The following is a 26,603-nucleotide window of genomic DNA, read 5'->3' as shown; positions in this document are numbered from 1 at the left end:
CTCACAGCCATTCGGGTACCCGCTCGGCGGCGAGGATCGTCTCGGCCGCGATCCGGTCCGCCACCACCGCGAAGCGGTCGCCGTCGACGAGCACCTCGGGCACCAGCGCGCGGCTGTTGTAGGTCGAGGCCATGGTCGCGCCATAGGCGCCGGCGCTGCGGAACACCGCGAGATCGCCCTTGGCGACGCGGTCGATCTCGCGCGCCATCGCGAAGGTGTCGCCGGTCTCGCACACCGGACCGGCGATATTGGCGGTGACTCGCTCGCCGCTCGGCACCACCGGATCGAAGTCGTGCCAGGCGTCGTAGAGCGCGGGCCGTGCCAGATCGTTCATCGCCGCGTCGACGATGACATAGGGGTTCACCACCCCGGGCTTCACCCAGATCACGCGGGTGAGCAGCACACCCGCGTTGGCGGCGATCACGCGCCCAGGCTCGAACATCAGCGTGACGTCCCAGCCGCGCGTGACGCGCTCGACCATCGCGCCGTAATCGGCCGGGGAGCGCGGCGCGTCGCCTTCCTTGTAGCGGACGCCGAGCCCGCCGCCGAGGTCGACTCGCGTGACGCGGTGACCGGCGGCGCGCAGGGTGGCGACCAGCTCACCCACGCGGCGGTAGGCGGCCTCGAGCGGGGCGAGGTCGAACAATTGGCTGCCGATATGAATCGCCACGCCCTCGAGCGACAGGCCGGGCAGTTCTGCGAGCCGCGCGAACATCGCGGGCGCCTGATCGATCGGCACGCCGAACTTGTTCTCCTTGCGCCCGGTCGAGATCTTGGCGTGGGTGCCGGCGTCGACGTCGGGGTTGACGCGCAGCACCGCGCGCGCCGTCAGCCCGCGAGCGGCGGCGAGCCGGGCGAGCGCCTCGCCTTCCTCCTCCAGCTCGAGGTTGAACTGGCCGATCCCGGCGTCAAGCCCGCGCACCAGCTCGGCCTCGGTCTTGCCGACCCCCGAGAAGACGACGGAGTCAGCGGGCATCCCCGCCGCGAGCGCGCGTGCCAGCTCGCCGCCGGAGACGACGTCGGCGCCATAGCCCTCGGCCGCGAGCAGGCGCAGGACGGCGACGTTGGGATTGGCCTTGATCGCGTAGGCGAGATGCGCGTCGCGCACGCCGGCCAGGCCGGCGCGGAAGGCGCGCGCGTGATCGCGGAAGGCGTTGGCGGAATAGACGTAGACGGGGGTGCCGACCTCGGCGGCGATGCGTGCCAGCGGCACGTCCTCGCACCACAATGCCCCGTCGCGATAGTGGAAATGGTCCATCATGTCTCTTCTAGCGTGGTTCGCGCGTCGGCGTGACACAGACGTGGCCGGATGTGGGGCGCATGCCATCGCCCCGCCACGTGCCGCCGCGTCGAACTCGTCTCGGGATCCACGATGCCGCGCATCCCCGGCCGCGGCGTATGCGGGCCAGTGGGTCCCGAGACAAGTTCGGGATGACGGCTTTCGGGTGGGAAGCGCGAGACCCATGAAGCTGCTCCCACGTCACCGCGGCGGCAGGTCGTACTCGTCGCTCTGGCGCTCCTGCGAGCGGGTCAGCACCTCGCCGGTGCGGCGCGGGCGCGCCTGGACGCTGGGGGTGAGCAGGTCCTTGATCGCCGGCGTCGCGGTCGCGCCATAGGGCGCCACCGGCAGCGGCGTGCCCGGCGCCGGCTTGAGCGCCTGGGTCGAGCCGCACCCCGCCAGCGCGGCCGCCAGCGCGATCACCACGAACGATCGGCGCACCCTCACGCTTCCGCTCCCGTCCGCTCCGCCCGCGCGGCCGCGATCGCGGCGCGGACATTGTCGGGCGCGGTGCCGCCGAAGCTGCGCCGGCTCGCCACCGAGGCGTCGACCGACAGCACGTCGTACACCGCGGCGGTGATCCGCGCGTCGATCGCCTGCAGCTCGGCGAGCGGCACGCGGTCGAGCGTGCAGCCCAGCGCCTCGGCGCGCGCCACCGCGCGGCCGGTGATATGATGCGCCTCGCGGAACGGCACGTCGGCCTCGCGCACCAGCCAGTCGGCGAGGTCGGTCGCGGTGGCGAAGCCGCTCTCCGCCACCTGGCGCATCCGCTCGGTGCGGAAGGTGGCGCTCTCGACCATCCCGGTCATCGCCGCGAGCGACAGCGCGAGCAGGTCGTGCGCCTCGAACACCGGCGGCTTATCGTCCTGCATGTCCTTGGAATAAGCGAGCGGCAGCCCCTTCATCGTGACCATCAGGCTCACCAGGCAGCCGGTGATCCGCCCGCTGTGGCCGCGCACCAGCTCGGCGGCGTCGGGGTTGCGCTTCTGCGGCATGATCGAGCTGCCGGTCGACCATTGGTCCGACAGCGCGACGAAGGCGAAGGGCTGCGACGCCCACAGCACGAACTCCTCCGCCAGCCGCGACAGATGGAGCGCGCACTGGCTCGCCGCCATCAGGTAATCGAGCGCGAAGTCGCGGTCGCTGACCGAGTCGAGGCTGTTGCGCGTCGGCGCGTCGAAGCCGAGCGCACGCGCGGTGGAGTCGCGGTCGATCGCGAAGCCGGTGCCCGCCAGCGCCGCCGCGCCGAGCGGACAGAGGTTGGCGCGCGCGCGATTGTCGATGAAGCGCGAGCGGTCGCGCCGCACCATCTCGTGGTAGGCCATCAGATGGTGGCCGAGCGTCACCGGCTGCGCCGACTGGAGATGCGTGAAGCCCGGCATGACGCTGGCGGCATGTTCCTCGGCGCGCGCGAGCAAGGCGTCGTCGAGCCGGTCGAGCGCGGCGACGACCTGGTCGGTCGCGTCGCGTACCCACAGGCGGAAGTCGGTCGCGACCTGGTCGTTGCGGCTGCGGGCGGTGTGGAGCCGCCCCGCCGCGCCGCCGATCACCTCGCCGAGCCGCGCCTCGCTCAGCATATGGATGTCCTCCATCGCGAGATCGTCGGGCACGCCCTCTTCGGCGTAGCGCTCGGCCACCTGCGCCAGACCCGAGTCGATCGCGGCGGCGTCGTCGGCGGAGACGATCCCCTGCGCGCCCAGCATCGCGGCATGCGCGCGGCTGCCCGCGACGTCCTGGCGCCACATCCGCTTGTCGAAGGGGATGGAGGCGTTTATCTCGCGCATGACGGCGGCCGGACCCTCGGCGAAGCGCCCGCCCCACATCTGGTTGGAACCGCTCATGGTCTCGCGTGTCGCGATCGTCTGTCTCCTCGGCGCCGCGCTGGCGGTCAGCGCGTGCGATAAGGGCTCGGGGGGCGACGGGCAAGCCGCGGGCGGCAACGCCAACGCCGCCGCGAGCGCGGACGAAGTGCCCGCCACCGGCGCGGCACGCCCGGACAAGGTGGACCGCAGCCACAAGGGTGAGGCCGCGCCGGGCGCCGGCTTCACCACACTCGCGGGCGCGCCGGCGACGCTGCCCGAGCTGGGCGGCGGCAAGCCGCTGCTGGTGAATCTGTGGGCGACCTGGTGCGCGCCCTGCGTCAACGAGATGCCGACGCTCGACGCCGCCGCGGGGGCGCTGGCGGGCAAGGTCCGCGTCGTCGCGGTCAGTCAGGACATGGAGCCGGCCAAGGCGAGAGACTTCCTCAAGGCGCGCGGCTTCGCCAGGCTGGAGCCGTTCCTCGACGAGAAGCTCGCGCTGAGCACCGCCTATGGCGCCAACCTGCCGACGACGATCCTGTACGACCGCGCCGGCAAGGAGATCTGGCGCGTGACCGGTGACCTCGACTGGACCGGGGCGCAGGCCAAGGGTTTGCTGGCGGAAGCTGGCTGAGGGCGCGTACTTCTGCCAGCGAGACCGCGGCGTTGCTCCACTTGCGGGTGGCAGCCGTCTCTCGGCGAACGCGGGAACCTGGGGCCAGGCAGATCAACGCTTCATGATGCGTGCGACCTCGGGCTCCTGCGTCCGCAGGAGCGCAGAAACGAACCTCCCATGATCCTTCTCATGAAGAGGAGATCGCCTCGGCTCGACGCTCTGCCGTCATCCCGGGCTCAACCGGGGATCCATGCTCCCGCGAGAGCACGCGCGGCATGCGCGGCACGATGGATCCCCGGTCGAACCCGGGGCGACGGCACCCACAGCAGGGCAGCTGCCGCAAGCGTCAGCCCGCTGTACGCGTGAGAAGGACCGCGTCGGCCCCTCACACCTCGCCGATGAACGCCACGCCGGGTGCCCGCGCCGCCGCGCCGAAGGGCGCCAGCCGACCGTCGCGACCCACGGTGAAGCCGTCGATCGTGCCGCTGCGCTCGTTGGCGACGAGCAGGCGCGAGTCGAGGACGCGCAGGTGGCGCGGCCAGCGCCCGCCGCCGGAGATATGCTGGATCGGCGTGAGCGCGCCGTCCGCGGCGATGGCGTAGACCGCGACGCTGTCGGCGCCGCGGTTCGAGGCGTAGAGCCAGCGCCCCCGCGGGTCGATCGCGATCGCGCCGGCCTGGCTCTTGCCCGCGAAGCCGGCCGGCAACGTCGATTGCCGCCCGACCGCCGTGAAGCGCGAGTCGGCGCCGCGGCGCAGCACCGTCACGCTGTTGTCGAGCTCGGCGACGAGATAGGCGAGCGGCAGCCGCGGGTGGAAGGCGAGGTGGCGCGGCCCGCTGCCCGCGACGGCGCGATAGGCCGCGCGGGTCTCGCCGAGCCGCGTGCCGGCGGCGTCGAGCCGGTGCGCGAAGATCGTGTCGGCGCCGAGATCGACCGACCACAGCCACTGCCGGTCCGAGCTGAAGCCGACCCAATGCGCGTGCGGCGCGGCCTGGCGCTCTGCATCCGGCCCGCGCCCGCGGTGCGCCACCACCTGCGCCCGGGCGCGCGGCAGCCCGGTGCGCGGGTCGAGTGCGATCAGCGCGACGCTGCCGCTGCTGTAATTGGCCACGGCCAGCGCGCCGCCGTCGGCGCTCAGCGCGAGGTGGCAGGGGTCGGCGCCGCCCGAGTCGACCAGCGCGAGCCGCTGCCACGCGCCGCCGCGCTGGCGGAACACCGCCACTTTCCCGGCGCTGCCCTCCTGCACCAGATAGTGCAACCCGAGCCGGGGATGGCGCGCGCCCCAGGAGGCGTCGGGCGCGGCGGCCACCGCCGCGTGAGCGTGCCACGCGCCCGCGGCCGGCGCATAGTCGAGCGGCAGCAGCCCCGCGCCGCCCTCCTTGTTGTAGCCGCCCGCGTAGAGCGCGCGGGTCGCCGCGGGGGCGGCCAGCGCGGCGCGCGGCAGCGCGGACGCGGCCGCGGCAACGAGCAGCGCGCGGCGTGTCAGTCGGTCGTCGATCATCTTCGTCTCCGGGGCTCGGCTCATCCTGGCGCGCGCCCCGTCAGCCGCTCGAGGCAGGTTCGCAGCGTCGCCATCGTCAGCGGCTTGTTGAGGTGCGGTGCGTCGGCGAAGGCGGGGTCGCGGTCGGCCGCGTCATAGCCGGACGCGAAGGCGAAGGGGATCGCCGCGGCGCGCAGCGCGGCGGCGACGGGATAGGCCTTCTCGCCGGCGAGATTGAGGTCGAGCACCGCGACGTCGGGCCGCGCGCCCGTCGCCAGCGCCTCGAGCGCCGCCGCGACCGAGGGCGCCACCGCGACCACCTCGGCGCCGTCACGTCGGAGGGCGCGCTCGAGCTGGCGCGCGAGCAGATACTCGTCCTCCACGACCAGCACGCGCAGACCGGCGAGCGCGGTCACGCCGCGGCGCCTCGTGCCAGCGTCTGCGACACCGGCAGCACCATCGCGCAGCGCACGCCATCGGCGGTGAGCGCATAGTCGACCGTCGCCTCGAGCTGGTAGGGCACGGCCCGCTCGATCAGCTCGCGCCCCTGGCCGACGCGCTCGGGCGGGTCGCCGCGCGTCGGCATGGCGACGCCGCGCTCCTCCCAGTCGAAGCGCAGCCGCGGCCGCTCGCCCGCGGTGACCGGCAGCAGTGCCCAACGCACCGACAAGGTCGCGCCCGGCTGGCTCAGCGCGCCATACTTGAGCGAGTTGGTGATGAGTTCGTGGAGCGCCAGCGCCAGCGTCTGGATCCCACCCGATCGCAGCGGTACGCCGCGCGGGCCGCCCAGCGACACGCGCGAGTCTTCCTCGGGCAGCGCACCGAAGGCGGCGAGCTCGCTGCGCAGCAGCTGATCGAAGCCGACCCGCTCCAGCCCCTCGATCCGCGACAGCAGCTGCTGGACGCGCGACAACGCGTCGAGCCGCGCCGAGAAGGCGCGCTCGAAGTCGGTCAGGTCGGCACTCGCCTCCAGCGTGCTCTCCGCCACCGCCTGGATCACGCCCATCAGGTTGCGCGTGCGGTGCTGCAGCTCGCCGATCAGCATCTGCAGCCGCGCCGCGGTGTCGCGCTCCTCGGTGACGTCCTGCGCGATGCCGCCGATATGGCTGACGCGCCCGTCGGGTTCGCGCAGCGGGAAGGCGGTGTTCTTGAGCCAGCGCACCTTGCCGCTGCCGGGGATGCGCGCGCGAAAATCGTGCGTGACCCGCTCGCCCTGGCGGACCCGGCGCAGCGTGGTGGCGGCGAGCTCGCGGTCCTCGGTCACGATCGCGGTCTGCCAGTCGAAGCTCAGCGGCGCGCCGCGCCCGCTCGCCACCCCGATCCCGTAGAGCTTGCGCAGCGCCGGGCTGAGATAGGCGAAGCGCGCGCTGTCGATGTCGAACAGCCACAGCACGTCGGACGAGGCCTCGGCGAACTCGCGGAAGCGCGCCTCGCTCGCGCGCAGCGCCGCCTCGACTCGGTCGCGCTCGGTCGTCTCCTCCACCACCGCACCGATGCCGACGACCTGATCGCCGCTCCGGATCGGGAAGAAATGCTCGCGCCAGCTGCGCTGCTTGTCGCTGTTCGCCGGGGTGCCGCCGCGGACCTCGACGTCGAGCCACGGCTCGCCGGTGTCGATGATCGCGCGCCAGCGCTCCATCAGGGCGTCGATCCCAGCGATGTCGGGCAGCAGCTCGCGCGGCGTGAAGCCGATATGGGCCTCGGGCGGCAGACCGTTCATCTGCGCGAGACTGGCATTGACGCGGACGAAGCGCAGCTCGCGGTCCCAGATGCCGAGCCCGAGCGGCGCGGCGTCGAACAGCGCGTCGAGCGCCGCGGCGGCGCTGGGGGCGGGAGGATGCGCGGGCGCGGGGCCGGAAAGCGACTCGGCCACCGCGGCGCGCAGCGCCGGGCTCCAGCCCTCGGGTGCGCCGAGCGGGGTGGATGCCCAGTCATAGTCACCCAGGGCGGTGACGGCGGGCACAGGAGGATCGGGGACGTGCATGCCGCAACCTATTGTCTCTTCGCAACGAATAGCAGGTCGCACGGGGCTGCCAAGGGCCGCGCGGCGCGCTTGACCGCGCGCGTGCGTCCCGGCACCTCAGGCGCCATGACCCGCCGCCTCCCGCTCGCCCGCCGCGCCGCCCCGTTCCTGCTCGCCGCGGCGCTGCCGGCGGCACTGAGCGCGCAGCGCGCGCCCACCGACACGATGGCGAACGAGCAGGTCGCCAGCTACGACTGGGTGCGCCCCGAGGCCGATTACGTCCGCCGCACCGAGATGGTGCCGATGCGCGACGGCACGCGATTGTACACCGTGATCGTCTACCGCAAGGGCGCGCATGACGCGCCGATCCTGCTCAGCCGCACGCCCTATGACGCCGACAAGGCGACCAGCCGCAACCGCAGCCAGCACATCGAGGAGATCCTGCCCGTCGCCGACGCCGAGTTCGTCGATGACGGCTACATCCGCGTCTACCAGGACGTGCGCGGGCTGGGGAAGTCCGAGGGCGATTATGTCATGAACCGGCCGCTGCGCGGGCCGCTCAACGCCACCAAGGTCGATCACGCCACCGACGCCTATGACACGATCGACTGGCTGGTGAAGAACGTGCGCGAGAGCAACGGCAAGGTCGGCATCACCGGCTCGTCCTATCTCGGCTTCACCTCGCTGATGGCGCTGATCGACCCGCATCCCGCACTGAAAGCGGCGGTGCCGCAGAGCCCGATGGTCGACGGCTGGATGGGCGACGACTGGTTCCACAACGGCGCCTTCCGCACCTTCGGCTTCGACTATGACCTGTCGCAGACGGTGAAGGCGGGGGGCGGTGCGGTGCCGAAGGGGGGCGGCGACGAATATGCCGCCTATCTCGCCGCCGGCTCGGCGGGCGATTACGCGCGCCATTACGGGCTGCTCGACCTGCCGGTGGTGCGCAAGGTGCTCGAGCATCCGAGCTATGATTCATGGTGGCAGGGGCAGGCGGTCGACAAACTGCTCGGCGCCCGAAAGCTGACCGTGCCGACCATGCTCGTCGTCGGCCAGTGGGACCAGGAGGACAGCTACGGCGCCCCCGCGGTCTACCAGGCGCTGGAAGGGCAGGACCCGGACAACCGGCTCGTCAGCCTCGTGATCGGGCCGTGGCGCCACTCGCAGGTCAACTATGAGGCGCGCGAGCTCGGCCCGCTGAAGTGGGAGGGCGACACCGGGCGGCAGTTCCGCACGCGCTGGATGAAGCCGTTCCTCGACTGCCACCTCAAGACCGAGCCGGCGCCGTGCGACACGCCGCCGGTGCTCACCTACGCCACCGGCGAGGACCGCTGGGAGGTGTCGCCGCGCTGGCCCGCCGGCCAGTACAGGCCGCTGTATCTCGCCGCCGGTGCCTCGCTGTCGTGGCAGAAGCCCGCGGCGGGGAGCGACAGCTATGTCTCCGACCCGGCCAAGCCGGTGCCGATGCTGCCGCGCCCGATCCACATGCAGGGCGAGGAGTGGCGCACCTGGCTGGTCCACGACCAGCGCTTCGTCGACGGTCGCCCCGACGTGCTGAGCTACACCGGCGCGGTGCTCGACCGCCCGGTCCACATCAAGGGCGCGCCCAAGGTCGACCTGCGCGCCGCGACGACCGGGCGCGACGGCGACTTCGTGGTCAAGCTGATCGACGTCTATCCCGACGAGAACAGCGCCGATCCGGCGATGGCGGGCTATCAGCTCGCGCTCGGGATCGAGATCTTCCGCGGCCGCTACGTGGGCGGCTTCGCCACGCCCGCGGCGCTGACGCCGGGCAAGACCTATAAATTCGGCTGGTCGCTGCCCAACGTCGACCACGTCTTCCTGCCGGGGCACCGCATCATGGTGCAGGTGCAGTCGACGCTGTTCCCGCTCTACGACCGCAACCCGCAGAGCTGGGTGCCGTCGATCATGGACGCGAAGCCGCGCGATTACGTGAAGGCGACCCAGACGGTGCGCTGGGGCGGCGACGCGGCGAGCGCGGTGTGGCTGCCGGTCGCGGCGGACTCGCCCGCCCATGCGGCGGCCGCGGCGAACTGAGCGCCGCGGCCGCTCCGGCTCAGCTCCGCCCGCGCAGCGTGTTGAGCACCGCGAGCGCGGCGACACCGACGAAGGCGGCGCTGGTCCAGGGTCGCTCCTTGGCGAAGCCGCGCGCCTTCTCGGTCAGCGGCGCGTCGCCGGTGAAATGCGTCTTGAGCGAATCGGTGAGCGCGGTCTTCTTGTTCGACGTGGTGGCGGTGTCGGCCATGAGTGTGTCTCCTGCTGGATGCGGGGGCACAACGAACGAGGCGCGATGCGGTGCCGTGCGGCCGTAGGGGGGCTTGGCCTGAGCCACCTCTTCCCGCTTGGCGAAGAGCGGTGGGAAGCGATCTCCCGTCAGCGCAGCGTTCGCGAAAGCCCCCGTCCACCACCGCTGCGCGGCGGTCCCCTCCCCGTGCCGGGGAGGATCGCTCCTCACTTCAGCCGCAGCGGCGGCGAGTAATCGGTCATCGTCATGAACACGCTGTCGACCTTGGTCACGATCTTGCCGTTGACCTCGCTCGCGGCGGCGACCTTCTGCCACTCGGGGTCGGCGCCGAACGCCTTCCAGTCGGCGTCGCGCGCGGCGCGGTCGGGGTAGGCGAGCACGTAGACGACGCGGCCCTCGGGATAGTCGGCGCTGGGCAGCTCGTTCCAATAGGCCACATTGGTCATGCCGTGGCGCTTGAAGATGCCGAGCGTGTGCTCGCGGAAGCGCGTGTTGAGCGCCGCCAGTTTGCCCGGCGCGGGATAATAGGTGCGCAGCTCGTAGAGCGCGGTACGCGGGTCGAGCGCCGCCTTGGGCGCGGCCGCGGTCAGCGCGAGCGGGGCGAGCAGGGCGAGGGGGAGCGCGATCAGGGCAGGACGCATGCGGCAGGTCTCCGGGACGATGAGGCCGCAGGCTGCGCCGGATTTCGTCGCGACGCCAGTGACTCGGATCAACCCGCCGGCTCAGCGGTGCACGCGCACCACCGCGCGCGTGACGTCGCCCATCAGGCGCAGCCGCGCCGGCAGCGGCGCGCGTGTCCGCGCGATCAGCACCGCCACCGCGTAGCGATGCCCGTCGGGCGCGGTGAGCAGCCCGACGTCGTTGGTGCCCGTCGCGGTGCCCGCCAGCTCCTGTCCGGTCCCGGTCTTGTGCGCGAGCGTCCAGCCGCGCCCCAGCCCCGAGCGCAGCCGCAGCGGGCCGGTGCGGCTCGCGCGCATCAGCGCCAGCATCCGCGCGGTCGACGCCCGGCTCAGCAGTCGCCCCTGCGCCAGCCGCGCCAGTCCGAGCGTGACGCCGTCGGCCGAGGCGCCGTCGGGCGGGCTGGCGACGTAGCGGTCGAGCGCGCGGCGCCGCGCGGCGAGGCTCAGCCGCGCGCGCGCGCGCAGGAAGCCGTCGCCGCCCGCCCACGAATCGCGCCACGTCAACCCGGCGGTGCGCGCCTGGAGCAGCCGCTCGCCGGGACCGAAGGTGACGCCGCTGATCCCCTTGCGCGCCAGCGTCCGCCGCACCGCGGCGGGGCCGCCGACCTGGCGCAGCAGCACGTCGTTGCAGGTGTTGTCGCTGCGCGTCAGCGCGCAGTCGAGCAGGCCGGCGATCGTGATGCGCAGCCCGCCGGCGCCGACGCGCGCGCGGATCGGCTGGTGGAACAGGGTGAGGTCGCCGCGCCGCACCGTCACGGTCTTGCGCAGGCTGAGCGCGCCGCGATCGATCGCGTCGAAGGTGGCGAGCGCGACCCACAATTTGCTCACGCTCTGCTGCGGCCGGCGCGTGCCGCCCTGCCACGAGACGGTCCAGCCGCGCTCCACGTCGCGCACCGAGATGCCGACCGCCCCGGGGAAGCGTTGGCCGAGCGCCTCGACCGCGTTGAGCAGCCGCGCCGGCGGCTGCGGGCGCACCGCGCCGCGGTCGCGCGCCGCGGCGGGCGTCCCCGGTGCGGCCAGCGCGAGCGCGGCGAGCAGCGGGGCGATCAGGCGGTGCGGGGACATGGGTCGGGCGATCTCACTGTCATGACCATTCATCGGGCGCACGGAGTTCTACGCCGCCCGTGTCGCGCCAGCGGCCCTGGGCTCCTGCGTGTGCAGGAGCACCCGTGAACCGACCGTGTTCCTGCGCACGCCGGAACCCAGCGCCGCGCACGAAGCGGTGCCGGCAACGCACTCCGGTCACCCGAGCGCGACCGCCATAACCGCGTCACACGATAAGGAAAGCGTTCAGCGGCCCAGCACGGCCGACACGACCCGGCAGCAGCACTGGCCTATTGCCTCCCCCGTCGCCACGTGGCACCGCCTTCTCATACCAAAAGTTACTATTCTGCCCGGAGACGATCCCGTGACCCTGAAGAGCGTGCTGCTGGCGGCGACCGCCGGCCTCGTCCTCGCCGCCCCCGCGCTGAGCCGCGACCAGCAGGCCGCGCCCGCGCCCACCGCCGCCGCGGCGCCCGACGCCGGCGCGACCCGCTACGGCGCCTGGGGCTTCGATCTCACCGGCATGGACCGCAGCGTCCGCCCCGGCGACGACTGGTTCCGCTTCGTCAACGGCGCCTGGGTGGCGCGCACGCAGATCCCGGCGGACCGCTCCTCCTACGGCGCCTTCGCGGTGCTGCGCGAGCTCTCTGAGCAGCGGCTACGCGCGCTGATCACCGGCTATAGCGCGAGCGACACCGCGCACCCCGACCGCGCCAAGGCGGCGCTGCTCTACACCGGCTTCATGGACACCGCCGCGGCCGAGCGCGCCGACGCCGCGCCGCTGGCCGAGCGGCTGCGCCCGATCACCGCGGCGACGAGCAAGGACGATATCGCGCGGCTGATGGGGCGCTCGGTCGGCGGCTTCGGCGCCAGCTTCGTCAGCGCCGGGGTGAGCGACGACGCCAAGCGCCCCGAGGTCTACGCGCTCTACCTGCGCCAGTCGGGGCTCGGCCTGGGCGACCGCGAATTGTACCTCGACCCCAAGTTCGCGCCGCAGGTGGCGCGCTACCGCCAATATGTCGCGCAGATGCTGACGATGGCGAACTGGCCCGACGCCGCTGCCGCGGCGGAGCGGGTGGTCGACATGGAGACCAAGCTCGCCCAGGCGCACTGGACCCGCGCCGAGAGCCGCGACCGCGACAAGACCTACAACCCGATGACGCTCGCCGAGTTGAAGGCGCAGGCGCCGGGCTTCGCGTGGGACGCTTACTGGCAGGCGGCCGGGCTCGGCGCGGCGGACCGCGCGATCGTCGCGCAGAACACCGCTTTCCCGAAGATCGCCGCGCTGTTCGCCGCCACCGACCTCGCCACGCTCAAGGCCTGGGCGGCGTTCCGCACCGCCGACGACGTCGCGCCGCTGCTGTCGCGCCGCTTCGTCGACGCCGAGTTCGACTTCCGCTCCAAGTTCCTCAACGGCCAGCCGCAGCAGCGCGAGCGCTGGAAGCGCGCGGTGGGCTTCACCGAGAATGCGATCGGCGAGGGCATCGGCCGCGACTATGTCGCGCTCTACTTCCCGCCCGAGTCGAAGGCGAAGATGGACACGCTGGTCGGCAACCTGCGCGTCGCGCTCGCCGGGCGGATCAGGAACCTGGCGTGGATGAGCCCCGCGACCAAGACCCAGGCGCTCGACAAGCTGCAGGGCTTCACCGTCAAGGTCGGCTACCCCTCGAAGTGGCGCGACTATAGCGGGCTGGAGGTGCGCGCGGGCGATCTCGTCGGCAACGCCGAGCGTGCGACGCGGTTCGAGTGGGACTATGACCGTGCCCGCATCGCGCGCCCGGTCGACAAGGCCGAGTGGGGCATGACGCCGCAGACGGTGAACGCTTACTACAGCTCGGTGAAGAACGAGATCGTCTTCCCCGCCGCCATCCTGCAGCCGCCCTTCTTCGATCCGCAGGCGGACGACGCGATCAACTACGGCGGGATCGGCGGCGTGATCGGCCACGAGATCAGCCACGGCTTCGACGACCAGGGCCGCAAGTCGGACGGGCGCGGCGTGCTGCGCGACTGGTGGACCGCCGAGGACGCGACCAAGTTCGAGGCGCAGGCGGCGCGGCTCGGCGCGCAGTACGAGGCCTATACCTTCCCCGGCCTGCCCGGCGTCCACATCAACGGGCGCGCCTCGATGGGCGAGAACATCGGCGACCTCGGCGGCGTGCTGATCTCGCTCGACGCCTATCACGCCTCGCTCGGGGGCAAGCGCGCGCCGGTGATCGACGGCTTCACCGGCGACCAGCGCTTCTTCCTCGGCTGGGGGCAGGTGTGGCGCACCTTGTTCCGCGACGAGGCGCTGCGCCAGCAGCTCGTCAGCGACCCGCACTCGCCGGGGCAGATCCGCGCGGTCAACCCGCTGCGCAACGTCGACGCCTGGTATGCGGCGTGGAAGATCGACCCGTCGCAGAAGCAGTACGTCGCGCCGAAGGACCGCGTGCGGATCTGGTGAGGGGGCGTCGCGGCTCCTTACCTGCGAAGGTAGGACGATGCTCCCTCTCCTCTCCTCGGTCATCCCGGACTCGGCCCGGGATGACCGAGGAGACGGGCAGGCTCTCACTCAGCGGCAGCACCTCATCGCGCGCACGTCACCGTCGCCGGCGCGACGGCGCGCACGTCGCACCGCGGGCGCCCGGCGACGCTGACCTGCGCGTTCTGGATCGCCACCACCGTCGCCGTCTGTGACGCAGCGGCGCGCACGATCGAGTCGCCCGCGCCGCGCGCCGTCAGCCGCTGCGTCGCGAGCGCTCTCGCGTCGATCGTGCCGGAGCCGTTGGCGATCAGCGTCGCGTCGGGCGCGCGGCCGGTCAGCGTGATCGTCGCGTCGCCTGCGAGCGTCGCGCTCACGCGCGCCGCGTCGATCGCCGCCGCGTCGATCGACCCCGCGGCGGCCGACAGGTCGACGCGCTCGCCGCGCATCGCCGCGATCGTCACGCGCGACCCGGCATAGACCGCGACCCAGGCGAGCCGCGGCGCGACCACCGTCACGATCGCTCCAGCGCTCGCCGACCCGCCGCGCAGGACCAACGTCCCCCCGCTCGCCTCCACCTTCAGCGCGTCGAGCGACGCCGGGTCGGTCGCGCTCGCCGCGACGCCGGTGCCCGCACCGCCCGGCGCCGCGACGACGACGCGCACCGTCGCCGGCGTCTCGACCCGCAGCCGCTCGACCGTGGCGACCGACCAGCGCCGCTCCGCGGCGGTCGCCGGCGCGGCGGCGAGCGCGAGCAGCGCGACGGCGGGAGTCAGCCGCCGCACCGCACGCTGCCCGAGCCCATCTTGCGGACCGAGCAGCGCGCGCGCGGCCCGAGATCGACGTCGCCCGAGCCCATCGCCATCACCTCGGCCCGGCCGTCGACCGTCGCGCGGACGCTGCCCGACCCCATCACCTTGATGTCGGCGGCCTTGGCGACCAGCCGCTCGCCCGCCACGTCGCCCGACCCCGCGATCGAGACGTCGAGCCGATCGCTCTCGCCCGCCAGCGTGACGCTGCCCGAGCCCGCGATCGACAGGTCGAGTGTGCCCGAGCGACCGGTGAGGGCGGCGTTGCCCGAGCCGGCGATCGAGACGTCGGCCTCCTCGGCACGCAGCGTCGCCACGGTGAGGTTGCCCGAGCCCGCGAGCTTCGCCTTGAACGCGCGCGCCTCGACCCGATCGACCGAGAGATTGCCCGAGCCGGCCAGGACCGCACCCCTGATCGCGGGCATCGTCACCGTCACGCGCGCGTGCCCGCGCGAGCGGCCGTTGCGGCGGGACACTCGCAGCGTGGCGCCGTCGCGCGTGATCTTGAGTTTGTCGAGCGCCTCGGCGTCGCCCTCGGCGGTGACGGCGAAGCCGCCGCCGACTCGCACGCTGACGTCGTCGCTGCCGGCGAGCTCGACCGAGTCGAAGCCGGCGACCGGGAAGCTGCGCTGGTTGCCGCTGCCCGTGCCCGGGATGCCGGGGCTGTCGTCCTGCGTGAAGCTGTTGCCGCAGGCCGCCAGCGGCAGCAGTACGGCGGCGATGATCGCGCGCATGTCCGTTCTCCCCTACGTGTATTGCAATACTAATACACGAGGGAGAGACGCGCAAACGAAAAGGGGCGGCCCCACGGACCGCCCCTCGCCATCCGACCCGATGCGGCGGCTTACGCCGGCACCTTGTCCTTGTTGTAGATCGCCGCGGCCTTGCGCAGGATCTCGAGGATCTTCTCCTGCGCGGCGGGCTCGTCGATCTGCTCCATCGCGGCGAGCTCGCGCGCGAGGCGGCTGCACGCGCCCTCGAAGATCTGGCGCTCGGAATAGCTCTGCTCGGGCTGGTCGTCGGCGCGGAACAGGTCGCGCACCACCTCGGCGATCGAGACGAGGTCGCCCGAGTTGATCTTCGCCTCATATTCCTGCGCGCGGCGCGACCACATCGTGCGCTTGACCTTGGGCTTGCCCTTGAGCGTCTCCATCGCCTCGCGCATCGTCTTGTCCGACGAGAGCTTGCGCATGCCGACCGACTCGGCCTTGTTGGTGGGGACGCGCAGCGTCATGCGCTCCTTCTCGAAGCGCAGCACGTACAGCTCCAGCTGCATGCCCGCGATCTCCTGTTTCTGCAGCTCGATCACACGGCCGACCCCGTGCTTGGGATAGACGACATAGTCACCGACATCGAAATGCAGAGCCTTGGCAGCCATAGGAGGCCTTTCCAATGTTAGGGCTCCCGCAGCCCGCTGCGACCCGCGCCGGCAAGCACCGCGGAACGGACTAACGAGGGGAGCAGAAGGTTTGACGTCTCCAGGGACGCGAGAACGAATGCGCCCGTGCCGGTCTCTTATAGCAACTCGGCAATAAAATTTCCAGCCCAATTGGGGCAGGCAGGCTGACGCGAGGGAACCTTTTTACAGTTTCGCGTCACCCGGCGCGGCGAGATGCCCCGTTATGGTGCGGTTCGACGGCGATCGCCACGCCCAGAGCACGAGCGTGCTCCTGCGCAAGCAGGGACCCGGGGCCACGAACGCGCTTCCCGGCTCGCTAAGCTCCACCTTCGCTGGAGCCCGCCTCAGCTTCGATCGATCGGACGCTAGCCGGTGGTAGGCGGGCGGAAGAAGCCGGGCGGGAAGGGCGCCTGGCGCGGCCCCCTGGGATCGCGCAGGTCGTTGCGCACGCCCGCGTCGGCGCTGAGCGGGATCGCCATGCCGCCGGTCGTCTCCAGCAGCGCGAACAGCTTGGTGCTCATCCGCGCGGCCAGATCCTCGTGGCCGGGGCGCGCGAGCAGATTGTCGCTCTCGTGCGGGTCGGCGGCGAGGTCGTACAGCTCGTCCAGGTCCCAGATGCCGTGAAAGTGCATGTACTTGTACCGATCCTCGCGGAGCGCGTGGACGGTCGGGGTCTGCGGGAAGTTGCGCTCCCAGTAATATTCGTAGAGCAGCTCGCTCCGCCACGGCACCGCGCCGCCGCGCGCCAGCGGCAGCATGTTCGCGCCCGCCATGTCCGCGGGCGCGCGCAGCCCGGCGGCGGCGAGCATGGTCGGCGCGACGTCGATGTTGGCGACCACCTGTTCCACCACGCTGCCGGCGGGGAACAGCGACGGACAGCGCGCCAGCATCGGCACGCGCATCGACTCCTCGTACGCCGCGCGCTTGTCGATCAGCCCGTGCTCGCCGAACATGAAGCCGTTGTCCCCCATGTAGAGGATCAGCGTGTCATCGAGCTCGCCGCGGCGCTCGAGCAGGTCCATGATCCGCGCCAGCCCCTCGTCCACCGCGAGCAGCGTCTCCATGTAGCGCTTGTAATAGTCGCCGATGTCGAGCGTGCCGTGATAGGGGTAGCCGACGCCGTGCCAGCTGTTGCGCTGGTTCTCGACCCACATCGGCCGCCCCGCGACTCCGGGCTTCATCGACGCCGGGTAGCGGAAGGTCTCCTTGTCGTAGCGGCCCTTGTGGCGCTCGGCCGGGATGAACTCGGAATGCACCGCCTTGTGCGCGAGGTGCATCATCCACGGCTTGCCCCTGGGCCGCTCGCCGAGCCAGTCGAGCGCGTACTCGGTCAGCTCGTCGGTGATATAGCCCTTCTGCGGCACCTTGCGCCCGTCGACGTTGAGCCCGTTCGCCTCGGGCAGGTAGCTGCCCTGGCCGCGGAAACTGACCCAGCGGTCGAAGCCGGGCTGGGGCGAGTCGCCCTCCTCGCCCATGTGCCACTTGCCGATGAAGGCGGTGTCGTAGCCGGCGGCCTGGAGATACTCGGGATAATAGACCAGCCCGGGCGGGATCGGGTGGTTGTTGTCGACCACCTTATGCTGGTGTGCGTACAACCCGGTGAAGATCGAGGCGCGGCTCGGCGAGCACAGCGCGGTGGTGACGAAGGCGTTGCGGAAGTGCGTGCCCTCGCGCGCCAGCCGATCGAGCGTCGGCGTGTCGCCGAAATCCTGCGCCTTCATGAAGCCCATCGCGTCGTAGCGATGGTCGTCGGTCAGCACGAACAGGATGTTGCGCGGCTTCGTGCCCGGCACGCGCGCGAGCCGGCGCGAGCGGCGCGGCGCGGGCGTCGCCGCCTCCGCCGCGCCCGCCGCCCAGCTGTACAGCCCGAACGCGCCGCCGGTCCCCGCCAGCAGCACGCCGCGTCGGCTCGTGTCCTCCGCCATCGTCAGAAATCCTTGCGCAGCAGCAGCCCGGCGTAGCGCCGATCGTCGCGCGGCACGAACCGCACCGTGCCCGCGAACGAGCCGTTGGCGAGGAAGCTGGCATAGGACTGGTCGGTGATGTTCTTGACGTAGGCGCGCAGCTGCCAGCCGTCGCCGGGGCGGATCAGCGCGACGCTGGCGTTCCAGATCGCATAGGCGGGCTGGATCGTGCTCGGCGTCTGGTTGAGCGAGTACTGCGTCTTCGAGCTGAAGCTGACGTCGCTCTGCAGCTCCATCGACAGCGAGTCGCTCAGCGCGAAGCGGTACGCCGCGTTCTCGTACAACTTGACGCGCGGCGCGAAGGGCAGCGGCTGGCCGTTGATGTTGCAGCTGGTCGGCGCGCCGGGCGGGCAGAGGAAGTCGCGCACCGTCGCGTCGGTGAAGGCGCCCGACAGGCCCACCGTCAGCCCCGCGGTCGGGCGCAGCGTCACGTCGGCCTCGACCCCGCGCGAGCGCACCGATCCGGCGTTGATCAGCCGGGTGACCTGCGCGCCGTTGACGACGTCGTTGAAATTGGCCTGATAGCCGTCGAACGTCGTGGTGTAGGCGGCCAGGCTGTAGCTCAGCGCGCGGTCGGCGGTGCTGCCCTTGAGCCCGATCTCGAACGAGTCGCTCGTCTCGGGGCTGAGCGGCAGCTCGTCCAGCAGCGTCGTCGCGTTGAGCGAGCGCATGTTGAAATAGACGTTGTACGCCGGGCCCTTGTAGCCGCGCGAGTAGGTGAAATAGGTCTGCGCGCGCGCGCCGAGATCGAGCTGGAGCCCGAGCCGGTAGCTGTCGCCGCGCCGGTCGGTGCTGCCGCTGGCGTTGTGATAGGCGCGGATCGCGGGGCGATCGAGCGCGGCCGCGCCGCTGTTGGTCGGGTCGTTGCTCGACGTGCGGACGTGGTAGAAGTCGAGCGTGTCCCAGGTCGAGCGATAGCCGGCGATCGCGCGGAAGGCCGAGGTGAAGTTGACGTTGGCCTCGCCGAACAGCGCGTAATTGTGGCTGGTGATCCCGTAATTGGCGACGCCGACGGTGGTGAGCGGCGCGCCCGCGGTCAGCGTGGTGAGCGTGCGCTGGTAGCGCTCGTCGGTCTCGCCGCGCAGGTAATAGGCGCCGACGACATAGTCGATCAGCCCGCCGCGCGGCGAGGTGAGCCGCAGCTCCTGCGAGAACTGCTTGCTGTTCACCGTGCCGTCGTCGAGCCCCTGCGGGAAGGCGGTGCTCAGCCCGGTGAGCCCGTCATAGTCCTGGCGCTGGTGGTTGAGCCACTGCCGCCACGCGGTGATAGAGGTGACCTGATAGTCGCCCAGCCCGAGCTCGGCGGTGAGCGAGCCGCCGTAATTCTCGTCGCGCACGTCGGTGTCGATGTCGGTGGCGTTGGCGCGGTTGGTCGGCGACGGCGTGATCCCCTGCGCGCCGAGCGCGGCGAGCAGCGGCGCGGAGGTCGTCACCGCGCGGCTCGGATAGGCGATCTGGCTCGCGGATGAGTAGACCGCCGCGACCGTCTCCTTCGTGTTGAGATAGTCCCCGATCGCGGTGAGCTTGAGCGTCTCGGTCGGGGTCGCGACCAGCTTGGCGCGCACGCCGTAGCGGCGCGAGGCGTTGGTGTCGTTGCCGGTGACGACGTTGCGCGTGTTGCCGCCGAAATCGTCGTAGAGGCCGCCGATCAGCGCGGCGAGCTTGCCCGGGATCAGCGGCCCCGACACGCCCGCCTTGACGCGATATTCCTCGTCCGTGGTGGCGCCGAGCTCGCCGAAGGCGGCGAAGCCGTCGCCGGGATCGCGCGTGACGATATTGACCACGCCGGCCGAGGCGTTCTTGCCGAACAGCGTTCCCTGCGGCCCGCGCAGTACCTCGATGCGCTCGACCTCGCCGAGGTCGAGCGTCGCCTGGCCCGGCCGCGTCAGCACCACGCCGTCGAGCACGGTCGACACCGAGGGCTCGACGCCCGGCGAGGTGGTGATGGTGCCGACGCCGCGGATGAAGATCGTGCGATCCTTGTTCGACGCGCCGGTGCGGAAGTTGACCGAGGGGATCGCGGCGGTGATCGCCTGGACGTTGTTGAGCTGGCGCTCGGCGAGCGAGGCGCCGCTGAGCGCGGTGATCGCGATCGGCACCTGCTGGAGCGACTCGTTGCGGAAGCGCGCGGTGACGACGACGTCGCCGTCCGCGGGGTTGGCGGCGGGGTCGGCGGCGGCGGCGGGCGCGGGCGTCGCTCCGGCGGCGGTGTCCTGTGTCGGCGTGTCGGGCGCCTGCTGCGCGGTCGCGGGGAGCGCGACGGCGAGCCCCGCGGTGGTGGTGAGGAACGCGAACAGACGGCGACGGTGCATGGAGACTCCCCTCTACGATCAATGTGCTTGTAAAAGCCGACTTCGTCGATGGGGAATAAAGAAGCGCATGCGCCGCATGCACGCGGGCTTTAGTGGACCGCCAGATGCTCCCCTTTCGCGGGAAGGGGAAACACTGGGTCGACGCGGCTCGATCCTCCCCTGCCAGGGAAGGTGGCGCGCGTAGCGCGACGGAGGGGTCACCCGGCCCGCGAGCGTCGCTGAACTCGCGACCGGCGACATCCCTCCGTCAGGCCTGCGGCCTGCCACCTCCCCTTACAGGGGAGGATCTCACGCCTCGTCCGACGAACCCCTATTCCCCGTCCGGCCCCAGCGTCGCGTCGACGTCGCGCGGGCGGACGAAGCGCGTCAGCGTCGCGCCGCCGCGCGCGACCTCGCGCCAGCCGTCGACCGCGAAGGTCATCTCGGCCAGCGTCGCGGTGGGATATTTCTCCTCCACCGCGTCGCGCAGCCCGCCCGGCGCGTCGGGCACCAGCGCGAGCACCAGCTCCTCCAGTCCGGGATTGTGGCCGACCAGCAGCAGCGTCTCCGCGCCGTCGTCCTGCTCGTGCACCACGTCGAGCAGCGTCGCCGCCGAGGCGAGATACAGCCGCCGGTCCCACTCGGGCGCGAGCGCGCGGCCGAGCCCGCGCTCGGCCTCCTCGATCGTCTCGCGAACCCGCACCGCGGGGGAGGCGATCACGCGGTCGAAGTCGAGCCCCATCGCCTTGATCTCGCGCCCCATCGCCTGGGCGGCGCGGCGGCCCTTCGGGTTGAGCGGGCGGTCCAGGTCGCGCGGCACGGCGTCGTCCCAGCCCGACTTGGCGTGGCGCAGCAGCGTCAGCGTCTTCATTCGGGCAGCTCCGCTCGGGCGTCGTCGAGGCCGGCCTCATGCCCGATCGGTCCCGCCGTGGAAAGCCGCTGCCGCACGCGGTTCACCGCCTCGTCGAGCGGCACGCGGGACACTCGGATCCCCGGCGGGAAGGCGTCGAGCAGCCGCGACGGCATCGCCGCTGACAGCAGCACGAACATTCCCGCGTCGTCGCCGCGCCGGATCAGCCGCCCGAACGCCTGCGCCAGCCGCGCACGCACGATGCGGTCGTCATAGGCGCTGCCGCCACCCGCGAGCCGGCGCGCGGCGTGGAGCACGGTCGGCTTGGGCCAGGGCACGCCCTCCATCACCACCAGCCGCAGCGACTGGCCGGGCACGTCGACGCCGTCGCGCAGCGCGTCGGTGCCGAGCAGGCTGGCGTGGGGATCGTCGCGGAAGATGTCGACCAGCGTCCCCGTGTCGATCGGGTCGACGTGCTGCGCGTGGAGCGGCAGCCCGGCGCGCGCGAGCCGATCGGCGACGCGCGCGTGCACCGCCCGCAGCCGCCGGATCGCGGTGAACAGCCCGAGCACGCCGCCGCCCGACGCCTCGATCAGCCGCGCGTAGGCGTTGGCGAGCGCTGGCACGTCGCCGCGCTTCACGTCGGTGACGATCACCACCTCGGCGTTGCGCGCGTAGTCGAACGGGCTCGGGGCGGTGAAGCGGCCGGGCGCGCGCTGGAGGTGCGGCGCGCCGACGCGCGCCTCGGCGGTCTCCCAGTCGCCCCCCGCGGTCAGCGTCGCCGAGGTGACGAGCGCGCCGTGCGCCGGCTTGAGCACCGTCTCGGCGAAGGGGAGGGTCGGGTCGAGCCAGCGGCGGTGCAGCCCGATGTCGTACTCGCGCCCCTCGCCGCGCTCGACCGCGAGCCAGTCGACGTGGCGCGGGTCGGCCGGCCCACCGACGCGCGCGAGCAGCGCCAGCCACGCCGCGACGGTCTCGGCGCGCCAGCCGAGTGAGGCGATCGCGCCCTCGACCCGCGCGCGCGCGGGCGCGTCCATCCAGTCGGGCGCGTCGGCGAGCACCGCCTCCAGCCTTTTCCCCAGTGCCACCATCGGTCGCACCAGCGAGTCGAGCGCGTGCGCGGCGGCTGCCGCGGCCTCGATCAGCTCGGGAGTGGGCTCGGCCAGCTCGGTCTCTAGTCCGTAGCCCGCGTCGGCGTCCTGCTCGGCGCGCGCGTAGGCGAGTCCGCGCACCGCCGCGAGCAGCGTCTCGACCGCGCCGAACGGCTGCCCCTCGGCGACTCGCTGGAGCCAGCCGTCGGCCGCGAGCGCCCCTGCCGCGGCGACGATCTCGGTGATCGCGCGCGCGCCCTGCTCGTCGTAGCTGGCGAGGTCGGACAGTCGCGCCTGGAGCCCGCGCCGCCGCCCGCGCGCGTTGCCCTCGGGGCCGACGATCCAGCGGCGCAGCTCGATCGTCTCCTGACCGGTCAGCGCGGTGCCGAACATCGCGTCGGCGGCGTCAAACAGGTGGTGCCCCTCGTCGAACACGTAGCGCGTTGGCCGGGTCGCGGTCTCGCGCCCGCGCGCGGCGTTGACCATCACCAAGGCGTGGTTGGCGATGACGAGGTCGGCCTCGGCCGAGGCGCGAGCCGCGCGCTCGATGAAGCAGCGGCGATAGTGCGGGCAACCGGCGTAGACGCACTCGCCGCGCCGGTCGGTCAGCGCCGCCGAGCCGTTGCGGCGGAACAGCGTGACGAGCCAGCCGGGCAGGTCGCCTCCGACCATGTCGCCGTCGTCGCTGTACGCCGCCCAGCGCGCCACCAGATGCGCCAGGATCGCGGCGCGCCCGGCGAAACCGCCCTGGAGCGCGTCCTCGAGGTTGAGCAGGCAGAGATAGTTCTCGCGCCCCTTGCGAGTCACCACGCGCGCCTTGCGCACCGCGCGATCGGGGTGGAGCCGCCGCGTCTCGTGCCCGAGCTGGCGCTGGAGCGCCTTGGTATAGGTGGAGATCCACACCGCACCGCCGGCCTGCTCGGCCCACAGGCTGGCGGGGGCGAGATAGCCCAAGGTCTTGCCGATCCCGGTCCCCGCCTCGGCGAGCACCAGGTTGGGCATGTCGCGCGCCATGCGTGGCGCGAAGGCGGCCGCCGCGGCGGCGGCATAGGCGCGCTGACCGGTGCGCAGCTCGGCGCCGCTGCCCACCAGCGTCGCGAGCCGGTCGAGCACCGCGGCGTCGTCGAGCGTCACCGCGCGCGGCGCGGGCCGCGGGGCTGCCTCCTGCCACTCGGGCAGGCGCGAGAACAGCCAGCGCTCGTGCTGCGCCGGTTTGGCGATCCGCGGGGCGACGATCGGCGCCCAGGGCCAGCGCGCGCGGGTGAGCGACTGCGCCGCGGTCCAGGCGCCCTCATGCTCGGGCCAGTCGCTCGCCTGCGTCACGTCGAGCAGCCGCTCGGCCGCCTCGGCGAGGAAAGCGGCGACGTCCTCGTCGCGCGCGGGCGCGTCGAGTCCGGTCACCTGCGCGATCCCGCGCGGCGTCGGCACCGCGAAGCGCGCGGGGTGGAGGAAGGCGAACAGCTCGAGGAGGTCGAGCCCCGACAGCTCGGCATAGCCGAGCCGCTGCGCCACCAGCGGAGCGTTGAGCAGGATCACCGGCGTGTCGGCGGCGAGCCGGATCGCCTCCCCGCGCGACAGCGCGCGCGTCTCGCCGGCATGCGCCACCCACACGCCCGAGTGGCTGGCATGGAGCGCGGGGTGCGGCAGCGCGGGGAAGGGCGACGTCACGCGCTCGCTGTGCGCCACGCGGAACAGATCGGCAACCGCAAAGGCGCGGCGACTTGGCGGGTGAATCTGTCATCGCTGTCCGGAGAAGCGCTGCGACGAGTGGGGCGCCTCCGGCACCTCTCCCGTCATCCCGGCCTTGAGCCGGATCCATGTCTCCGCAAGAGTAACGCCGGCAGCGCGCGCGGCACCATGGATCCCGGGTCGAGCCCGGGATGACGGCTGGGGTGGTCCGCTGCCGCGACAATGAACAATTTGGGTACGGCCTCGCGGAGGTGGCCCGCACGACACTAGCGGTGGCAAGGCGGCTACGGTGCGGCAGTGGAACCCCGGCTCGCCGGACACGGTTCACAGCCTCCACCGATTAGAGCCTACACGCTCCCGCCGCCTCGCACATCGAGTCTAATGCTATCGCCTCGCAACTGCGATGAGCCTTCCATAAACCGCAACCCCGGGGTGGATTCCCCCGCCGCAAGCGCCTAAGGCACGCTCCAGTCTAGTCTGTCCTGCTGTCTCGGAGACCGCGCATGAACATCCACGAATATCAGGCCAAGGAGCTGCTCGCGAAGTTCGGCGTGCCGGTGCCCGCGGGCTTCGCCGCGATGAGCGTGGAGGAGGCGGTCGCCGCGTCCAAAAAGCTGCCCGGGCCGCTCTACGTGGTGAAGGCGCAGATCCACGCCGGCGGGCGCGGCAAGGGCAAGTTCAAGGAGCTGCCGGCCGAGGCCAAGGGCGGCGTCCGCCTCGCCAAGACCGAGGACGAGGTGCGCCACGCCGCCACCGAGATGCTCGGCAACACGCTGGTGACGATCCAGACCGGCGACGCCGGCAAGCAGGTCAACCGCCTCTACGTCACCGACGGCGTCGACATCGCCAAGGAATTCTACCTCGCGCTGCTGGTCGACCGCGCTACCGGCCGAGTCGCCTTCGTCGTCTCGACCGAGGGCGGGATGGACATCGAGACCGTCGCGCACGACACGCCCGAGAAGATCCACACCTTCGCGGTGGACCCGGCGACCGGCTTCCAGCCGCACCACGGCCGCGCCGTGGCGAACGCGCTCGGCCTGACCGGCGACCTCGCCAAGCAGGCGCACAGCCTCGCCGCCAAGGTGTACGACACCTTCCTCGGCACCGACGCCTCGCAGATCGAGATCAACCCGCTCGCGGTGACCGACGACAACAAGCTGATGGTGCTCGACGCCAAGGTCGGCTTTGACGGCAACGCGATGTTCCGCCACAAGGACCTCGCCGAGCTGCGCGACGAGACCGAGGAGGACCCGGCCGAGCTGGAGGCGTCCAAGTACGACCTCGCCTATATCAAGCTCGACGGCGACATCGGCTGCATGGTCAACGGCGCCGGCCTCGCCATGGCGACGATGGACATCATCAAGCTCAACGGCATGTTCCCCGCCAACTTCCTCGACGTCGGCGGCGGCGCGAGCAAGGAGAAGGTGACCGCGGCGTTCAAGATCATCCTCGCCGATCCCGCGGTGAAGGGCATCCTCGTCAACATCTTCGGCGGCATCATGAAGTGCGACATCATCGCGGAGGGCATCGTCGCCGCGGCGAAGGAAGTGAACCTGTCGGTGCCGCTGGTCGTCCGGCTTGAGGGCACCAATGTGGAGAAGGGCAAGGAGATCCTGTCCACCTCCGGCCTCGCGATCGTCCCCGCCAACGACCTGGGCGACGCCGCGCAGAAGATCGTCGCCGAGGTGAAGAAGGTCGCCTGAGGCGTGAGGGGGCGGCGCCCGGTGGCGCCGCCCGCCCCCATCGTCTGGGACTTGGTCCGGGATGACGTTGAGGGGCGCCTCGCCTTTCCTGACCACCCCGGCGGACGCCGGGGTCCAGGTGGGAAGGCCCACGTGACGACGCGCCTCGCTCGTTCGACCGAGGACCACCCACCTGGACCCGGCGCTCGCCGGGGTGGTGACTAGCTAGGCCGGGGTGGTCGCTCTCCCTGTAGTGGGGCGATGCAAGAAGCGGGACCCTGCCACCTCAGCCGCGGCACGACGCGAAAATCACCCGCCCCGGACACCATGTCCGCGCCCCGCGCGTTGACGCCGCGATTGCTGCCGCTACGGCAACCGCGCTTTCCGTACTGAACTTGCGAAAAGCGCGGAAAACCGCCATGTGGAGCCCAGACCGGGGCCGCGAACGCGTGCCCCGACCGCAGGATCGGAAGGACGCTGATGAAGGTCTTGGTGCCGGTCAAGCGCGTGCTTGACTATAACGTGAAACCCCGTGTGAAGGCGGACGGCTCGGGGGTCGACCTCGCCAACGTCAAGATGAGCATGAATCCCTTCGACGAGATCGCGGTCGAGGAAGCGATCCGGCTCAAGGAGAAGGGCACCGTCACCGAGATCGTCGCGGTCTCGATCGGCGAGCCCAAGGCGCAGGACACGCTGCGCACCGCGCTGGCGATGGGCGCGGACCGCGCCATCCTGGTCACCAGCGACACCAAGGTGGAGCCGCTCGGCGTCGCCAAGATCCTCGCCAAGATCGTCGAGGAGGAGCAGCCGCGGCTCGTCATCCTCGGCAAGCAGGCGATCGACGACGACAACAACCAGACCGGCCAGATGCTCGCCGCCTTGCTCGGCTGGGGCCAGGCGACCTTCGCCTCCAAGGTGGAGCTGAGCGCCGACGCGGTGACGGTGACGCGCGAGGTCGACGGCGGGCTCGAGACCGACCGCTACACGCTCCCCGCGATCGTGACGACCGACCTGCGCCTCAACGAGCCGCGCTACGCCTCGCTGCCCAACATCATGAAGGCCAAGTCGAAGCCGCTCGCGACCAAGACCGCCGCCGACATCGGCGTCGACGTCGCGCCGCGGCTCACCACGGTGAAGGTGGCCGAGCCGGCCAAGCGCACCGCGGGCGTCAAGGTCGCCGACGTCGACGAGCTGGCGGGCAAGCTCAAGTCGCTCGGCATCGCGAAGTAAGGGAGCGCAG

At 71.9% G+C, this 26,603-nt stretch carries 21 protein-coding genes; 5 read left to right on the top strand and 16 right to left on the bottom strand.

Going from position 1 to position 26,603, the window contains the following annotated elements; translation table 11 throughout:
* Position 1: 1 nt before the first annotated feature.
* The 3 genes from lysA to argH all read right to left on the bottom strand — a co-directional run bounded on the left by lysA (position 2) and on the right by argH (position 3,102).
* Positions 2-1,258 carry a diaminopimelate decarboxylase gene (gene lysA, locus FHY05_RS11230; RefSeq protein WP_183944601.1) on the bottom strand — a complete coding sequence of 419 codons (1,257 nt, stop codon included), beginning with the start codon at positions 1,256-1,258 and terminating at the stop codon, positions 2-4.
* Positions 1,259-1,480: 222 nt separating this feature from the next.
* Complete coding sequence (locus tag FHY05_RS11225) at positions 1,481-1,726, bottom strand: hypothetical protein (RefSeq protein ID WP_409321717.1); 246 nt, start codon at positions 1,724-1,726, stop codon at positions 1,481-1,483.
* A complete protein-coding gene (argH, locus tag FHY05_RS11220) occupies positions 1,723-3,102 on the bottom strand; it encodes an argininosuccinate lyase (RefSeq protein WP_183944599.1) in 1,380 nt (459 codons plus the stop codon). Before argH ends, FHY05_RS11225 begins: the two co-directional genes overlap by 4 nt.
* Before the next feature lie 16 nt (positions 3,103-3,118).
* Between argH and FHY05_RS11215 the strand changes: the two genes are divergently transcribed.
* The gene (locus FHY05_RS11215; RefSeq protein WP_183944486.1) at positions 3,119-3,712 is read left to right on the top strand and encodes a TlpA disulfide reductase family protein; all 594 of its coding nucleotides are present in this window, start codon (positions 3,119-3,121) and stop codon (positions 3,710-3,712) included.
* 367 nt (positions 3,713-4,079) lie between these two features.
* On the opposite strand, the gene FHY05_RS11210 is transcribed toward FHY05_RS11215, so the two are convergent.
* Genes FHY05_RS11210 through FHY05_RS11200 form a run of 3 tightly spaced genes read right to left on the bottom strand, consistent with a single transcriptional unit; the run spans position 4,080 to position 7,158 of the window.
* Positions 4,080-5,195: a lactonase family protein gene (locus tag FHY05_RS11210; RefSeq protein ID WP_183944485.1), complete on the bottom strand. Its 1,116-nt coding sequence runs from the start codon at positions 5,193-5,195 to the stop codon at positions 4,080-4,082.
* Positions 5,196-5,215: 20 nt separating this feature from the next.
* Complete coding sequence (locus tag FHY05_RS11205) at positions 5,216-5,590, bottom strand: response regulator (RefSeq protein ID WP_183944484.1); 375 nt, start codon at positions 5,588-5,590, stop codon at positions 5,216-5,218.
* Positions 5,587-7,158: a sensor histidine kinase gene (locus tag FHY05_RS11200; RefSeq protein WP_183944483.1), complete on the bottom strand. Its 1,572-nt coding sequence runs from the start codon at positions 7,156-7,158 to the stop codon at positions 5,587-5,589. Before FHY05_RS11200 ends, FHY05_RS11205 begins: the two co-directional genes overlap by 4 nt.
* Positions 7,159-7,263: 105 nt before the next feature.
* On the opposite strand from FHY05_RS11200, the gene FHY05_RS11195 reads away from it, so the two are divergent.
* Positions 7,264-9,195 (top strand): CocE/NonD family hydrolase, encoded by a 1,932-nt coding sequence (locus tag FHY05_RS11195; RefSeq protein WP_183944482.1) that lies wholly within the window; start codon positions 7,264-7,266, stop codon positions 9,193-9,195.
* Positions 9,196-9,214: 19 nt separating this feature from the next.
* Here FHY05_RS11195 and FHY05_RS11190 read toward each other — a convergent pair whose 3' ends face one another.
* From FHY05_RS11190 to FHY05_RS11180, 3 genes are all read right to left on the bottom strand, one after another.
* Positions 9,215-9,403: a hypothetical protein gene (locus FHY05_RS11190; protein WP_183944481.1), complete on the bottom strand. Its 189-nt coding sequence runs from the start codon at positions 9,401-9,403 to the stop codon at positions 9,215-9,217.
* A gap of 206 nt (positions 9,404-9,609) precedes the next feature.
* Positions 9,610-10,044 carry an NIPSNAP family protein gene (locus tag FHY05_RS11185; RefSeq protein WP_183944480.1) on the bottom strand — a complete coding sequence of 145 codons (435 nt, stop codon included), beginning with the start codon at positions 10,042-10,044 and terminating at the stop codon, positions 9,610-9,612.
* Between the two features lie 81 nt (positions 10,045-10,125).
* Entirely contained in the window at positions 10,126-11,148 is a 1,023-nt protein-coding gene (locus FHY05_RS11180) for a serine hydrolase (RefSeq protein ID WP_183944479.1), read from the bottom strand.
* Between the two features lie 343 nt (positions 11,149-11,491).
* Here FHY05_RS11180 and FHY05_RS11175 point away from each other — a divergent pair, with 343 nt between their 5' ends.
* A complete protein-coding gene (locus FHY05_RS11175) occupies positions 11,492-13,570 on the top strand; it encodes a M13-type metalloendopeptidase (RefSeq protein ID WP_183944478.1) in 2,079 nt (692 codons plus the stop codon).
* Between the two features lie 122 nt (positions 13,571-13,692).
* On the opposite strand, the gene FHY05_RS11170 is transcribed toward FHY05_RS11175, so the two are convergent.
* The 7 genes from FHY05_RS11170 to FHY05_RS11140 form a co-directional block, all read right to left on the bottom strand.
* Positions 13,693-14,373 (bottom strand): GIN domain-containing protein, encoded by a 681-nt coding sequence (locus FHY05_RS11170; protein WP_183944477.1) that lies wholly within the window; start codon positions 14,371-14,373, stop codon positions 13,693-13,695.
* Positions 14,361-15,131: a head GIN domain-containing protein gene (locus FHY05_RS11165; protein ID WP_183944476.1), complete on the bottom strand. Its 771-nt coding sequence runs from the start codon at positions 15,129-15,131 to the stop codon at positions 14,361-14,363. The genes FHY05_RS11170 and FHY05_RS11165 overlap by 13 nt, the downstream gene beginning before the upstream one ends.
* Before the next feature lie 110 nt (positions 15,132-15,241).
* Complete coding sequence (locus FHY05_RS11160; RefSeq protein WP_132908544.1) at positions 15,242-15,775, bottom strand: CarD family transcriptional regulator; 534 nt, start codon at positions 15,773-15,775, stop codon at positions 15,242-15,244.
* A 386-nt stretch (positions 15,776-16,161) separates the two neighbouring features.
* Positions 16,162-17,721 (bottom strand): sulfatase, encoded by a 1,560-nt coding sequence (locus FHY05_RS11155; protein WP_183944475.1) that lies wholly within the window; start codon positions 17,719-17,721, stop codon positions 16,162-16,164.
* 2 nt (positions 17,722-17,723) lie between these two features.
* A complete protein-coding gene (locus tag FHY05_RS11150) occupies positions 17,724-20,072 on the bottom strand; it encodes a TonB-dependent receptor (RefSeq protein ID WP_183944474.1) in 2,349 nt (782 codons plus the stop codon).
* Positions 20,073-20,382: 310 nt separating this feature from the next.
* Positions 20,383-20,922, bottom strand: a complete 540-nt coding sequence (locus tag FHY05_RS11145) for a histidine phosphatase family protein (protein WP_183944473.1) — start codon at positions 20,920-20,922, stop codon at positions 20,383-20,385.
* Positions 20,919-23,678 carry an ATP-dependent DNA helicase gene (locus tag FHY05_RS11140; RefSeq protein WP_311732450.1) on the bottom strand — a complete coding sequence of 920 codons (2,760 nt, stop codon included), beginning with the start codon at positions 23,676-23,678 and terminating at the stop codon, positions 20,919-20,921. The genes FHY05_RS11145 and FHY05_RS11140 overlap by 4 nt, the downstream gene beginning before the upstream one ends.
* Positions 23,679-24,184: 506 nt before the next feature.
* On the opposite strand from FHY05_RS11140, the gene sucC reads away from it, so the two are divergent.
* A complete protein-coding gene (gene sucC, locus FHY05_RS11135; protein WP_183944472.1) occupies positions 24,185-25,384 on the top strand; it encodes an ADP-forming succinate--CoA ligase subunit beta in 1,200 nt (399 codons plus the stop codon).
* A gap of 459 nt (positions 25,385-25,843) precedes the next feature.
* Entirely contained in the window at positions 25,844-26,593 is a 750-nt protein-coding gene (locus FHY05_RS11130) for an electron transfer flavoprotein subunit beta/FixA family protein (protein ID WP_183944471.1), read from the top strand.
* Positions 26,594-26,603 lie beyond the last annotated feature (10 nt).

This window comes from Sphingomonas sp. BK580, assembly GCF_014194975.1.
Lineage (GTDB): Bacteria > Pseudomonadota > Alphaproteobacteria > Sphingomonadales > Sphingomonadaceae > Sphingomonas.
The sequence above is the reverse complement of the archived record's forward strand: the minus strand, read 5'-3'. Positions and strand labels throughout refer to the sequence as shown.